A 13,394-nucleotide genomic window follows, 5' to 3' on the forward strand; every position below is an offset into this window, starting at 1 on the left:
GCTCAACTCCGCTTGAAATCGCGCCGCGTTCCGCCAATTGGTCAGGCACGCGCGGCCAAGCCGGAGCATTCCTGATGGACATCGTCTTCTCCTCAACCGTCGATCTCGCTGCAGCCATCGCCAAGCGCAAAATCTCCGCCGTGGAAGCACTCGACGCCTATCTGGCGCAAATCGATGCGCACAACCATGCGGTGAATGCCGTCATCTCGCTCGACAGGGAAGGCGCCCGCGAGCGTGCCAAGAAGGCGGACGCTGCCCAGGCGCGCGGCGCCGCACCCGGACCTCTGCATGGCGTGCCGTTCACGCTGAAAGACATGCACGAAACGTCAGGCATAAGGACCACGGTCGGCTTCCCGCCCTTTGCCGACTATGTCGCCAAGCAGGACAGCCCGGTCGTCATCAGACTGAAAGCGGCCGGCGGCGTGCTGATGGCCAAGACCAATGTCGCGGCCATGCTTTCGGACTGGCAATCGAACAACCCGCTGTTCGGCCGCACCAACAATCCATGGAATCTCCAGCGCACGGCGGGAGGCTCCAGCGGAGGCGCGGCAGCGGCAATTTGCTTGGGGATGACGCCGTTCGACGTGGGCACAGACATGCAGGATTCGATCCGGCTGCCGGCCGCCTTTTGCGGTGTTTATGGCTTGAAGCCGACGGAGCATCGTGTCTCGCTGGCCGGTGCCTTCCCCGATCCCGGCGGTGCCGCGCGCAGCGTGCGGCTGATGTCCTGCCTCGGGCCGTTGGCGCGCAGCGTGCAAGATTTGGCGCTGATTTATCAAATCATCGCCGGCCCGGATGGAAGCGACACCGATCTTGCTCCGGTGCCGGTCCAGGATATGCCGAAGCTCGACCCTAGGACATTGCGCATCGCCTTCGCGCCGTCCTTTCCCGGCTTTCCGGTGGCCGGCGACATCAGCGCCGCGGTCGAAAACCTCGCAAGGCAGCTGCAATCGGCCGGTGCCCTCGTTGAGGAGGCAAAACTGCCGAAACTCGATCTGCACCACGATCTGGAGCAGGGCGGCGCGCTGATCGGCATGATGCTGGAGGCCGCCCAGCCGGAGTCGCCGGAGAACCCGACACCGGTCTCGCATTGGTTCGAGGCACTCGCCCGCCGCGACAGGTCCATTCTCGCCTGGGACCGGTTTTTCGAAAACCATGACGCGCTGCTCTGCCCGGTCGCCATGACTTCCGCCTTCCCGCATTGCGAGCCGGGCACGCCGATCACGGTCGACGGCAAGGAGCAGAGCTACTGGATGCTGCCGGCCTATGGCGCCGTCTTCAACTACAGCGGCCATCCGGCGCTTTCCATCCCATGCGGACAGGGCAGCGAGGGCTTGCCGATCGGCTTGCAACTGGTCGGCAAACGCTGGTCGGAGTCACAGCTGCTCGGCATCGCCAGGGCAATCGAACCACTGACCGGCGGCTTTCGGCGTCCGCCCGCCTATTGAGCGAAACGCGACAATCCATAAGGGGCAAGTAAGGGGTCGCGCTCGCCGTCGAGGATTTCCCGAGCGGCGAACAGGCCGATGGCCGGCGCCAACGTGATGCCGGAATGCATGACGGCGACATAGACACCGTCCAAGCCCTCGGCGCGGCCAATGATCGGAAAGCCGTCGATCGGCGTCGGCCGGTAGCCGACCGTGTGGAAATCGAGTTCCAACCCATCGCTGTCGCGCAGCATGGCCTTCATGGCCGCAAACAGGGCGTGGGCGGTGGCTTCGGCATCCATGCCCGGATCGGCTCCGCCAAAATCCGAGCCGGCGATGATGCGGCCTTCCGCCGTCTGGCGCATGTGCAGCCGCTCGGCCAGCACCAGCCCGTTGAGCAGCTTTTCGTGCGGTCGCGAATGGACGATCAGGCCGGGCGGCGTTTCGATCGGCAGGTTGATCCCGGCGGTCGCGGCGATCTCCGGCGAGCCAACGCCGGCCGCGACCACCACCTCGTCCGATGCAATCAGGCCATGCGATGTGTCGACACCGGTGATCCTGCCGCCGGTCTGGACCAGGGCCGTCACCGTGCTGGAGATGGTCTTCGCGCCATGTCGCTTCGCGTCTGCCAATAGGGCACGGACGGCGGCCACGGGCTCTGCGACACCTTCTTCGGCAACATGCAGGGCAAAATCCGGAAGCTCGGTGAGATTAGGTTCGATGCGCGCTGCACCGGCGCGGTCGACTTGGCTGATGCCATAGCCCCAGGCGGAATGTTCCGTGGCGTAGGTTTCCATGTCGGCCGCCGGTAAGTCCCAGCACAGGCCGCCGCACCAGATAAGCGGCAGGTCGGGCAGGTCCTGCGCCAGCCGCGACCATTCGGCCATGGCGCGGGTGCGCAGCCGGAAATAGGGCTCCGGATTGCCCCAGCTGGCGTTGATCCAGGCGAACGAATTTGGCGTCGCCACCCCACCGGCAGCACTGTCGGCAATCACCGTCACTTGCGCACCCGCTCTGCTCAGATGCCAGGCGGTGGAGGCACCGATGATGCCGGCGCCGATGACGATTACTTGTTTCGCCGCAGTCATGCTTGCTCCTCTTCCTCGTCATCCGGAGGGATGTTCATCCAGTGCCATCCCGGCAGCCGCTTGCCAACATCGCGCAGCGTAAAATATGCGGCAATGCACTGGCCGGAGCCACAGCACGACTGAGCTGTATGCTCTGACGGTGAGGCGGCGATCAGCAGCGCCCGAGCCGCCGGACCGGTCGACAGGCCGGCACTGCGCTGCTAGAAGCCCGGCCTGTCACACGGAAATCCCAGAGAATGCCCGAAGCAATAGAAGAAGAAGTGGCACGCCGCCGCACCTTCGCGATCATCGCGCACCCGGACGCCGGCAAGACGACGCTCACCGAAAAGCTGCTGCTGTTCGGCGGCGCCATCCAGCTCGCCGGCGAGGTCAAGGCCAAGAAGGACAAGATCCAGACGCGGTCCGACTGGATGAAGATCGAGCGCGAGCGCGGCATCTCGGTCGTCACCTCGGTGATGACCTTCGAGTATGAGGACAATGTCTTCAACCTGCTCGACACGCCCGGCCACGAGGATTTCGCCGACGACACCTACCGCACGCTGTCGGCGGTCGACTCGGCGGTCATGGTCATCGATGCCGCCAAGGGCATCGAGCCGCGCACACTGAAACTGTTCGAAGTCTGCCGGCTGCGCGACATTCCGATCATCACCTTCATCAACAAGATGGACCGCGAAAGCCGCGATCCGTTCGAGATTTTGGACGAGATCGAACAGAAGCTGGCGCTGGATACTGCCCCCGTCACCTGGCCGATCGGCCGCGGCAAGAATTTTGCCGGCACCTATCATCTGGCGCTGAATGCCGTGCGCAGGGGCGACGCGGAGAAAGAACGCACGCCGGTCAACGGTCCCGATTCCAACCGCGTTGCCGGCCTGCTGCCGGAAAACGAGCGCGAAGCCTTCATCGAGGAACTGGAGCTCGCGCGAGAAGCGTGCAGACCCCTTGATATAGAAGCCTTCCGCGAGGGCCATCTGACGCCGGTCTATTTCGGTTCGGCGCTGCGCAATTATGGCGTCCGCGACCTGATCGAGGCGCTCGGTGCTTTTGGACCGCCGCCGCGCGCGCAGGAGGCCGACACCCGCAAGGTCGAGGCGACCGAGGAGAAGATGACGTCGTTCGTCTTCAAGATCCAGGCCAACATGGATCCCAACCATCGCGACCGCATCGCCTTCGTCCGCGTCTGCTCCGGCAAGCTCGAGCGCGGCATGAAAGCCAAGCTGGTGCGCACGGGAAAACCGATGTCGTTGTCGGCGCCGCAGTTCTTCTTTGCCCGCACCCGCGTCACCGCTGACGAGGCCTTTGCCGGTGATGTCGTCGGCATCCCCAACCATGGCACGCTGCGCATCGGCGACACGCTGACCGAAGGCGAGGAGATACTGTTCCGCGGCGTTCCGAATTTCGCCCCGGAAATCCTGCGTCGTGTGCGCCTCGGCGACGCGATGAAGGCGAAAAAACTCAAGGAAGCGCTGCACCAGATGGCAGAGGAGGGCGTCGTGCAGCTGTTTTCGCCGGAGGATGGCTCGCCGGCCATCGTCGGCGTCGTCGGCGCGCTGCAGCTCGACGTGCTGAAGGAACGGCTGAACTTCGAATACACGCTGCCGGTCGAATTCGAGATGTCGCGCTTTTCCGTGTGCCGCTGGATCTCCGCCGACGACAAGGCCGAGACGCTTCGCTTCATCGAGGCGCATCGCGGTGACATCGCCCGCGACCTCGACAATGATCCGGTGTTCCTCGCCCAGCACGCTTTCTCGCTGAACTACGAAGCGGAACGCTGGAAGGCGATCACGTTTGCCACGATCAAGGATTATCAGGTCCGCGACAAGGCGGCGTAGGCGCCAGTTTTCCCTTCTCCCCGTTCACGGGGAGAAGGTGCCCGAAGGGCGGATGAGGGGCAGCGCCGACCCTCGACTATCCTCTCGCCGCTTCCTCGATCCTGGCGATGTCGATCTTGCTCATCTGCATCATCGCCGACATCACGCGGCCGGCCTTGGCCCGGTCCGGATCCAGAAGCAGGCGCGGCAGCTGCTCCGGCACGACCTGCCAGGAGACGCCGAATTTATCCTTCAGCCAGCTGCATTGCGACGGTTGGCCGCCACCTTCGATGAGCTTGTCCCAGAAGTAATCCACCTCTTCCTGCGTCTTGCAGTCGATCGACTGCGACATCGCCTCGGTGTGCTTGAACTGCGGTCCACCATTGAGCGCCTGGAATTGCACCCCGTCGAGTTCGAACGTGGTCACCAGCACCTTGCCTTCATCGGCGTGGCCTTCGGGCCAGCGCATTACGCTCAGCACCTTCGAATTCTTGAAGATGGAGACGTAGAAATTCATGGCCTCTTCGGCCTGGCCGTCGAACCACAGGCAGGTGGTGATCTTTTGCATGTCGTGCTCCTCGGGTTGTTTTGGTTGCGTTACGGCGAAACGGCTGACTCCGAACGTGGTGCCATTTCCATGTCGTCTGCCTAAGGACGGGCATGCAGTGCGCCATCCGACAGCGCTACGCATTTTTTTTGAGAGAATCTGGCGCATTGCAAAATTGTGGCCAGACCGGGCTTGCGCGTCTATAACGCCTGCGGTCCGAATTCAGCTCCGCCGCGCCATGCCTGGCTGTGGCCAGCCACCAAGGAAAAAACATGCCTGCCTATCGCTCCCGCACCACCACCCATGGCCGCAACATGGCCGGCGCTCGCGGCCTCTGGCGCGCCACCGGCATGAAGGACAGCGATTTCGGCAAGCCGATCATCGCGGTGGTCAACTCCTTCACCCAGTTTGTGCCGGGCCATGTCCATCTGAAGGATCTCGGCCAACTGGTGGCGCGCGAGATCGAGAAGGCCGGCGGCGTCGCCAAAGAATTCAACACCATCGCCGTCGACGACGGCATCGCCATGGGCCATGACGGCATGCTCTATTCGCTGCCGTCGCGCGAGCTGATCGCCGATTCCGTCGAATACATGGTCAACGCTCACTGTGCCGACGCCATGGTCTGCATCTCCAATTGCGACAAGATCACGCCCGGCATGCTGATGGCATCATTGCGCCTCAACATCCCTACCGTCTTCGTTTCCGGCGGTCCGATGGAAGCCGGCAAGGTGGTGCTCGCCGGCAAGACGCAGGCGCTCGACCTGGTCGATGCCATGGTGGCGGCCGCCGACGACAGGGTCTCCGACGAGGACGTCAAGGTCATCGAGCGCTCGGCCTGCCCGACCTGCGGCTCCTGCTCGGGCATGTTCACTGCCAATTCGATGAACTGCCTGACCGAGGCGCTTGGCCTGTCGCTGCCCGGCAACGGCTCGACATTGGCGACGCATGCCGACCGCAAACGGCTGTTCGTCGAGGCCGGCCACCTGATCGTCGATCTCGCCCAGCGCTATTACGAGCAGGACGACGAAACCGCGCTGCCACGCAACATCGCCTCCAAAGGTGCGTTCGAGAACGCCATGACGCTCGACATCGCCATGGGCGGCTCGACGAACACCGTGCTGCACATTCTCGCCGCCGCGCATGAGGGCGAAATCGATTTCGATCAGGACGACATCGACGCGCTGTCGCGCAAGGTGCCGGTGCTGTGCAAGGTTGCTCCGGCCAAGTCCGACGTGCACATGGAAGACGTGCACCGCGCCGGCGGCATCATGGCCATCCTCGGCCAGCTCGACAATGCCGGCCTGCTCAACCGCGACCTGCCGACGGTGCACACGCGAACGCTGGGCGAAGCGCTCGACCATTGGGATATTTCCCGCACGACCAGCCAGAGCGTGCGTGATTTCTTCCTCGCCGCCCCTGGCGGCGTGCCGACACAGGTCGCTTTCAGCCAGGACCGCCGCTGGGACGAACTCGATCTCGACCGCGAGAAAGGCGTCATCCGCTCGACCGAACATCCCTTTTCCAAAGATGGCGGCCTCGCCGTGCTGAAAGGCAATCTGGCTCTCGACGGCTGCATCGTGAAGACCGCCGGCGTCGATGAATCGATCCTGAAGTTCACCGGACCGGCCCGCGTCTTCGAAAGCCAGGATTCCAGCGTCAAGGCGATCCTGTCCAACGAGATCAAGGCCGGCGATGTGGTCGTCATCCGCTATGAAGGGCCGCGCGGCGGCCCAGGCATGCAGGAAATGCTTTATCCAACCAGCTATCTGAAGTCGAAAGGGCTCGGCAAGGCCTGCGCCCTGGTCACCGACGGCCGCTTCTCGGGAGGCACGTCGGGCCTGTCGATCGGCCATGCGTCGCCGGAAGCCGCCGAAGGCGGGCTGATCGGGCTGGTGCAGGAGGGCGATACGATCGAGATCGACATCCCGAACCGCAGCATCCGCCTGGCTGTCGATGAGGCGGAACTCGCTGCCCGCCGGGCGGCGATGGAGGCCAAGGGCGCCCTGGCCTGGAAGCCCGAGGAAAAGCGCAAGCGCAAGGTGACGACCGCCTTGCGAGCCTATGCCGCCATGGCGACCAGCGCGGCCAAGGGCGCGGTGAGGTTTGTGCCGGAATAAGGTTTGCGCCCAGGCCCCTCATCCGGCCGCTACGCGGCCACCTTCTCCCCGCTGGGGACAAGAGGCTGGCGCCGGCGCTGACGATCTCTTCTCCCCTCGGGGGGAAGGTGGCCCGAAGGGCCGGATGAGGGGGCTGGCTCCAACACCGGAACACCATCACGGCATCAACTGATACTCATAAAGCTTCTGGTAGAGCCCACCCTGCTTGAGCAAGGTCTTGTGCGGGCCGCTTTCCACCACCTTGCCGGCTTCGAGCACCACGATCGTGTCTGCCTGGTGCACCGTCGACAGACGGTGCGCGATGACGATCGTCGTGCGGCCTTCCGTCAATTGCTGCAGCGCGTCGCGGAACAGCGCTTCCGATTCGGCATCAAGCGCGCTGGTCGCTTCGTCCAGCAGCAGGATCTCGGCATTGCGCAGCATGGCGCGTGCGATCGAGATCCGTTGGCGTTGGCCGCCCGATAGCAGGCCGCCATTCTCGCCGACATCCGTCTCGTAGCCTTTCGCCTGCGCGCTGATGAAGTCATGGGCGTTGGCCGCCTTGGCGGCGGCGATAACCTCTTCGTCGGTCGCACCCTCGCGCCCAAGCCGGATGTTGTGCATGATGGTGCCGGCAAACAGGAATGTATCCTGGCTGACATAGGCGATCTTTTCCCGCAGCGATGCGAGCGTCGCATGGGAAATATCCTGACCATCGAACAGCACCTTGCCGCTCTTCGGGTCGTACATGCGCATGATCAGGTTTAGAATCGTCGACTTGCCGCCGCCGGAAGGCCCGACCAGCGCCGTCATCTTGCCGGGCGCAAGCGTCAGATCGAACCTGTCCAGCACCGGCGGCCCGTTTTGATAAGCGAAGTCGACGGCGTCGAACCGGATCTCGCCCGGTCCGGCCAGAAGCGGCTTCGCGTCGGGCTTCTCGACCAGAGTCAGCGGCTGGTCGGCGAGCTCGAACATCATGCGCACGCCGACAATACCGCTTTCCAGCGATATGCGCACGCGGGCAAGGCGCTTTGCCGGCTCATAGGCAAACAGGAGCGCCCCGATGAAGGCCATGATGTTTCCCGGCATCTGGCCGCCCTGCAAGACCAGGAAGCCGCTGACGAAGATGGCCCCGGCAATTGCCAGCCCGGCCAGCGTCTCCATCACCGGGCTTGTCGCAGCCTCCAGCGTCGCGATGTTATTGGCCCGGTTCTCGACGTCCGACACGGCCTTGTACATGCGGTTGCGCATTGCGCCTTCGAGGTTGAACGATTTGACGACGCGCACGCCGATTGCCGTTTCCTGCATCACCTGCACGATCTGGCCGACCGAGCGAAACTCCATCGCGGCGAATTTGCGAACACGTTTGAGGATGCGGTTGACCCCGTAGATAGCCAACGGGCCGACGACGAAGCAGATTATAGACAGGGCTGGCTGCTGCCAGACCATGACCCCTACCAGGACAACCAGCGACAACAGGTCGCGCACATAGGACGTGACAACGAGGTCGAGCACGTTGCGCGCCGCCTGCGCATTGTTGGTCATGCGTGTGATCAGGTCGGACGACGAGGTCGAATGGTAGAATTCGATGCCTTGCGCCAGGATGCGGTCGTAGATCTTGCGCTGGCGGTCGGCGATGATGGCGTTGCCGACCCGGCTCATGAAATAGGCCTGGATGAAGTTGGCGAGACCCTTGAGAATGAAGATCGTGGCGACCCCCACCGCAATCAGGTTGACGCGGTCAATCCGCTTGAAGACCACGAATTCGTCGGTGATCTCTTTGAGAATCCAGGCGCTGGCGCCGGTCGTGGCGGCCACCACAAGCATCGACAAGATGGCGGCGCCGTAGCCAAACCTGTGCTGATAAAAGGATTCCCGGATCAACCTCGCAACGAGGCGCTGGTTTTCCGTCGAGCGGAAGAAACGAAACAAACGGCGGATCCTTGAAATCGGGACAACGAAGGCGGCTTATAGAGGGAGTTGCGGCCGGATGGAACCATCCGCGGCCGCCGCGGACAAACCGCTGTTGCAAGCGGCATCGACGGGATGCGATTTTCAGCCTCGGCACTATCAGATGATTCTTTTGACGGGATGACGACAGATGGCTTTCGACCTTATCGTTCGCGGCGGCACACTGCCTGATGGCAGGGTTGCCGACATCGGCATCAACGGTGAGACGATCACGGCGATCGAGCCCACCCTGCAGGGTCCTGCGCGGACCGAGGTCGACGCCCGCGGCAACCTGGTCTCGCCGCCCTTCGTCGATCCGCATTTCCACATGGACGCGACGCTCTCCTACGGCATTCCGCGCATCAACGCGTCGGGTACGCTGCTCGAAGGCATTTCGCTGTGGGGCGAGTTGAAGCCGCTTTTGACGCATGAGGCGGTGCGTGATCGCGCATTGGCCTATTGCGACTGGGCGGTGTCGATGGGCCTGCTCGCAATCCGTACCCATGTCGATGTCTGCGATGACAGGCTGCTGGCGGTCGAGGCGCTGCTCGAGGTCAAGAAGACGGTCGCCCCCTATATCGACCTGCAACTGGTCGCCTTCCCGCAGGACGGGTTTTATCGTGCTCCATCGGCGCGTGAAAACACCATTCGCGCGCTCGACATGGGCGTCGACATTGTCGGCGGCATCCCGCATTTCGAGCGCACCATGGCCGACGGCACGCGCTCGGTAACGGAGCTGTGCGAGATCGCGGCCAGACGCGGCCTGATGGTCGACCTGCATTGCGACGAGACCGATGATCCGCTGTCGCGTCACATCGAACAGCTTGCGTATGAGACGCAGCGCCTTGGTCTGCAAGGCAAGGTCGCCGGCTCGCATCTCACCTCGATGCATTCGATGGACAATTACTACGTCTCGAAGCTGCTGCCGCTGATCGCCGAGGCCGGCGTCTCGGTCATTCCCAATCCGCTGATCAACATCATGCTGCAGGGCCGCCACGACACCTTCCCGAAGCGCCGGGGCCTGACTCGGGTCAAGGAAATGCTGGCGCTCGGCATTCGCGTCGGCTGGGGCCAGGATTGCGTGCTCGATCCCTGGTATTCGCTGGGCACCGCCGACATGCTCGATGTCGCCTTCATGGGCCTGCACGTCGCTCAGATGTCGAGCCCGGCCGAGATGGCGCGCTGCTTCGACATGGTCACCAACGTCAATGCCGCGATCATGGGCCTCGATCATCTCGGCCTGGCGGTCGGCAAGCGCGCCAGCCTTGTCGTCCTCGATGCCGGCAATCCGGTCGAAGCCCTGCGCTTGCGCGCCGAGCGCCTGTGCGTCATCGCCAGGGGCAAGGTGGTGGCGGAGCGGACGAAGCAGGAAACCAGGCTGTCCATCGACGGAAGGCCGGTACTTGTGAACCGACGGCACCATTCGCATCAGGCCCAATAGGACGCCACATCTGCATCAAAGCTCAAAGCTTCGCTCGTCGCGAAATAAGTTTACATTAAGCCTCCACTTTGTTCCGAGGAGGATTCCATGTGGCGCAAGACTGTGATGGCGGTGGCGTTGTCGGCGCTTTGCGCCGGCTGCATGACGGTAACGGCAGAGGATCGCCGCGCCGCCGACGAAGCGAAATGCCGGTCCTACGGCTTCGTCAAGAAGAATGACGCCTTTGCCGAGTGTCTGCAGCGCATCGATCTGGAGCGGCGTGCGGAGCTCAGACGCTCCCCGGCTTTCGACCCTTGGGACAGGCCGGTGATCTATCGGCCCATTATTCTCAGGCCGCAGCCAAAAGGGAACTGAATCGCGCAGACCCAGCCGATTCCCGAGGCTGGCCTTGCCGATTTCCGGATTTCTCCTCGTCAAAGCCGCCGCTTCCGTCTACGACGCGGCTTACTAGGGAGGAATCGGGATCGGCATGACGCAGCCCGTGGCGCAGAATTCGACGATCAGGAATGTGCTTCTGGCCGGCATTCTGCTGATGCTGGCCGGCGACTTCCTGTTTGCACTGAACGACGCCATGGGCAAGTGGCTGGTCGCCAGCTTCTCCGTCGGCCAGGTGGTGCTGATCCGCTCTATCGGCGCCTTCTTCGTGCTCGGCCCGATGATCGCCAATCAGGGGCCGGCCAAGCTGTTTCGCATGGAACGTCTGGAGCTGCAGCTGCTGCGGGTGGTGATGACCACGCTCGACACCGCGCTCTTCTATGCCGCCGTGGTCTATCTGCCGCTTGCCGATGTGATGAGTTTCTACATGGCCGGGCCGATCTACGTTGCGGCACTCTCGCACCTCTTGCTTGGCGAAAAGGTCGGCTGGCGCCGCTGGATGGCGATCCTGCTCGGCTTCTGCGGCGTTTTGATCATGCTGAAACCGTCCTCGGCGGCGTTCTCGCTGTCATCGGGTTTTGCGCTGGTAGGCAGCATCTCCTTCGCCTTCGCCATTATCCTCAACCGCCGCCTGCGTGGCACCAGCGACACCAATCTGGTGACATGGCAGACCATCGGCACGCTGCTGGTCGGCGGTGTGCTGACCATCGGCGCCTGGCAGACGCCGTCGGCACTCGATCTCGGCGCCATGCTGCTGCTCGGTATCGTCTCCTGCGGCGCCCACCTGATGATCACCAGGGCGCTCAAGCTGGCGCCGGCTTCGACATTGGCGCCGCTGCACTACACACTGCTGCTGTGGGCGGTGGTGTTCGGCCTGGTGTTCTTCGGCGACGTTCCCGGTCCGCGCATCCTGATCGGCTCGGCCATCGTTGTTCTCGCCGGCCTGTTCATCTTCCATCGCCAGAAAGTGGTCGAAACCACTGTGCCGCCCGAAAACGTGCCGAAGGGCGTGAGTTAGTCCAGGCTCAGCCCCGGTGTATTGCTGCCAGATGCCGCGAAAACTCCGGCGTCTCCATCAGCGCCTTGCAGCGAGCGAAACGGCCATCGGCATAAGCGCGAAAATCATCGACCGGGTTGTTGTTGGCGAGCTGGATCAGCCCCCACAAGGTCCACAACAGGTCGCACATTGACTTGTAAATGACGATGCGGCCGCGCTCCGCCGGCCTTGCCTCGCCGCCGAAATAAGCGCGTATCATCTCTTCGTCCTGGGCGGCGTCGAACTTGCCCTCCACGCTGAGGTCGCCCAGGTCCCAGAGCGGATCGTTCATGCCCGAATATTCCCAGTCGACGATCCACATCCGCTCGCCAGTATCGAGAAAGTTCTCGCACAGCGGATCGCAGTGGCAGGCGACGATCGGCAGCGGATGGGCGGCCAGCGCCGAGCGGACGCTCTCGGCGTCTCGCACCACGTCATGATAACCGGCGGGCAGGGCGACCTCCTTGGTGGACAGCACCTTGAGGTAATCGTCGATCATCGCGAACAATTCGAAGCGGAAGGGAAACACCGCGCCTGAATCGTGCAGCTTGCGAAAGGCTTCGCCGGCGCGTGCCGGACTGCCCGGACGTGTCCGGAATTTCTCCGGCGACATCGTCTCGGCGCCAGCGATGTAGCGTATCACCATCACCCCGGTACCGGGGTCGACATGCAGCACCTCGGGACTGACCCCTGCCTTTGCCGCTTCGCGTGCAGCCACCGCTTCGTTGGCCCGGTTGATGTATTCCTCGGTGCCCTTGCCGGGAATGCGCAGGCAGAAGTCGCCGGCCTTGAAGACGAGGTTTGTGAGGCCGCCCAGCCGTTCCAGCGGCCCGCTGTAGCCGGCCAGCATGGGAATGGCGTCCAGTGCCGCACGCGCCTCGTCTGTCACCATGCCTGCGCCCCCATGCTGTTATTTGTCGCAGCGACGGTTCCACAATTTTCGCGCTTTGGCTATCATCACTGCGAGATCAAAAATTGGCGGACTGGATAAAAGTGGCGGACAGCAAACATCAGGGTGCGCTCGGCGCGGCCTACGCGGCAAAGCGGCCCGAAGAGGTGGCCGCACTCTATGACCGCTGGTCGGAAACCTATGACGCCGACATGTCGGCCGCCGGCTATCGCCATCCGACGATCTGCCTTGCGTTGCTGGCCCGCCATCTGCCGCGCGGTTCAGCACCGCTGCTCGATGCCGGGGCCGGCACCGGGCTCATCGGCGAATGGCTTGATATTGCTGGTTATCCCCTGGTCGAGGCACTCGATATTTCACAAGGCATGCTGGATCAGGCGGCCCGCAAGGGCGTCTATTCCGCGCTCCACTGCCTTGCGCTCGGCGGTCATCTGCCCTTTGCCGATGATGCCTATGCCGGGATAATCTCGGCCGGCGTCTTCACCTCGGGCCATGTCGGCGTCGAGGGGCTGGACGAGCTAATCCGCATCTGCCGTCCGGGCGGCGTGATCGTGCTGACGGTCAAGAACACGCTGTGGGATGCCGGCTTTGCCACGCGTGTCGGCGAGATCGAGGCGCAAGGCCTCGTCACCCGCGTCGAGGAAACGCGTCCTTACGTCTCGATGCCCGGCGAGGCCGACACGGTACCAAGCCGCGGCCTCGCTTTGCGCGTTATTTGA

Annotated in this window: 11 protein-coding genes; 7 read left to right on the forward strand and 4 right to left on the reverse strand. The window is 63.3% G+C overall.

The genetic code is table 11. The annotated features are described in order from the left end of the window. The first annotated feature begins 74 nt into the window (after positions 1-74). Positions 75-1,448 carry an amidase gene (locus tag AC0L2U_RS08545; RefSeq protein ID WP_127396465.1) on the forward strand — a complete coding sequence of 458 codons (1,374 nt, stop codon included), beginning with the start codon at positions 75-77 and terminating at the stop codon, positions 1,446-1,448. Here AC0L2U_RS08545 and AC0L2U_RS08550 read toward each other — a convergent pair. Continuing rightward, the gene (locus AC0L2U_RS08550) at positions 1,442-2,515 is read right to left on the reverse strand and encodes an NAD(P)/FAD-dependent oxidoreductase (protein WP_127808106.1); all 1,074 of its coding nucleotides are present in this window, start codon (positions 2,513-2,515) and stop codon (positions 1,442-1,444) included. The genes AC0L2U_RS08545 and AC0L2U_RS08550 overlap by 7 nt on opposite strands. Positions 2,516-2,751: 236 nt before the next feature. On the opposite strand from AC0L2U_RS08550, the gene AC0L2U_RS08555 reads away from it, so the two are divergent. Then, a complete protein-coding gene (locus AC0L2U_RS08555; RefSeq protein ID WP_292632195.1) occupies positions 2,752-4,344 on the forward strand; it encodes a peptide chain release factor 3 in 1,593 nt (530 codons plus the stop codon). A 76-nt stretch (positions 4,345-4,420) separates the two neighbouring features. On the opposite strand, the gene AC0L2U_RS08560 is transcribed toward AC0L2U_RS08555, so the two are convergent. Then, positions 4,421-4,891, reverse strand: coding sequence for a VOC family protein (locus tag AC0L2U_RS08560; RefSeq protein WP_127266620.1), 471 nt, complete (start codon positions 4,889-4,891; stop codon positions 4,421-4,423). Between the two features lie 251 nt (positions 4,892-5,142). Between AC0L2U_RS08560 and ilvD the strand changes: the two genes are divergently transcribed. Continuing rightward, positions 5,143-6,987, forward strand: coding sequence for a dihydroxy-acid dehydratase (gene ilvD / locus AC0L2U_RS08565; RefSeq protein WP_027039695.1), 1,845 nt, complete (start codon positions 5,143-5,145; stop codon positions 6,985-6,987). A 156-nt stretch (positions 6,988-7,143) separates the two neighbouring features. On the opposite strand, the gene AC0L2U_RS08570 is transcribed toward ilvD, so the two are convergent. Beyond that, positions 7,144-8,898: an ABC transporter ATP-binding protein gene (locus tag AC0L2U_RS08570; protein ID WP_292133693.1), complete on the reverse strand. Its 1,755-nt coding sequence runs from the start codon at positions 8,896-8,898 to the stop codon at positions 7,144-7,146. Positions 8,899-9,067: 169 nt separating this feature from the next. Between AC0L2U_RS08570 and AC0L2U_RS08575 the strand changes: the two genes are divergently transcribed. The 3 genes from AC0L2U_RS08575 (at position 9,068) to AC0L2U_RS08585 (ending at position 11,750) form a co-directional block, all read left to right on the forward strand. Next, positions 9,068-10,357 (forward strand): amidohydrolase family protein, encoded by a 1,290-nt coding sequence (locus AC0L2U_RS08575; RefSeq protein ID WP_292632199.1) that lies wholly within the window; start codon positions 9,068-9,070, stop codon positions 10,355-10,357. An 87-nt stretch (positions 10,358-10,444) separates the two neighbouring features. Continuing rightward, positions 10,445-10,711 (forward strand): hypothetical protein, encoded by a 267-nt coding sequence (locus AC0L2U_RS08580; protein WP_292133698.1) that lies wholly within the window; start codon positions 10,445-10,447, stop codon positions 10,709-10,711. 115 nt (positions 10,712-10,826) lie between these two features. Further along, positions 10,827-11,750: a DMT family transporter gene (locus AC0L2U_RS08585; protein WP_127319198.1), complete on the forward strand. Its 924-nt coding sequence runs from the start codon at positions 10,827-10,829 to the stop codon at positions 11,748-11,750. Between the two features lie 7 nt (positions 11,751-11,757). Here the strand turns inward: AC0L2U_RS08585 and AC0L2U_RS08590 are convergent, their stop codons facing one another. Next, positions 11,758-12,660, reverse strand: a complete 903-nt coding sequence (locus AC0L2U_RS08590; protein ID WP_292133702.1) for a phosphotransferase family protein — start codon at positions 12,658-12,660, stop codon at positions 11,758-11,760. Positions 12,661-12,761: 101 nt separating this feature from the next. Between AC0L2U_RS08590 and AC0L2U_RS08595 the strand changes: the two genes are divergently transcribed. Further along, positions 12,762-13,394 carry a class I SAM-dependent DNA methyltransferase gene (locus tag AC0L2U_RS08595; protein ID WP_164873721.1) on the forward strand — a complete coding sequence of 211 codons (633 nt, stop codon included), beginning with the start codon at positions 12,762-12,764 and terminating at the stop codon, positions 13,392-13,394.

It is taken from the genome of Mesorhizobium sp. WSM4808, assembly GCF_055811675.1.

Bases quoted from the DNA above. Each gene is read 5' to 3' on its own strand.
- AC0L2U_RS08590 (WP_292133702.1), bottom strand. From the start codon at position 12,660: ATGGTGACAGACGAGGCGCGTGCGGCACTGGACGCCATTCCCATGCTG.
- AC0L2U_RS08585 (WP_127319198.1), top strand. From the start codon at position 10,827: ATGACGCAGCCCGTGGCGCAGAATTCGACGATCAGGAATGTGCTTCTG.
- AC0L2U_RS08580 (WP_292133698.1), top strand. From the start codon at position 10,445: ATGTGGCGCAAGACTGTGATGGCGGTGGCGTTGTCGGCGCTTTGCGCC.
- AC0L2U_RS08550 (WP_127808106.1), bottom strand. From the start codon at position 2,515: ATGACTGCGGCGAAACAAGTAATCGTCATCGGCGCCGGCATCATCGGT.
- ilvD (WP_027039695.1), top strand. From the start codon at position 5,143: ATGCCTGCCTATCGCTCCCGCACCACCACCCATGGCCGCAACATGGCC.
- AC0L2U_RS08560 (WP_127266620.1), bottom strand. From the start codon at position 4,891: ATGCAAAAGATCACCACCTGCCTGTGGTTCGACGGCCAGGCCGAAGAG.
- AC0L2U_RS08555 (WP_292632195.1), top strand. From the start codon at position 2,752: ATGCCCGAAGCAATAGAAGAAGAAGTGGCACGCCGCCGCACCTTCGCG.
- AC0L2U_RS08575 (WP_292632199.1), top strand. From the start codon at position 9,068: ATGGCTTTCGACCTTATCGTTCGCGGCGGCACACTGCCTGATGGCAGG.
- AC0L2U_RS08545 (WP_127396465.1), top strand. From the start codon at position 75: ATGGACATCGTCTTCTCCTCAACCGTCGATCTCGCTGCAGCCATCGCC.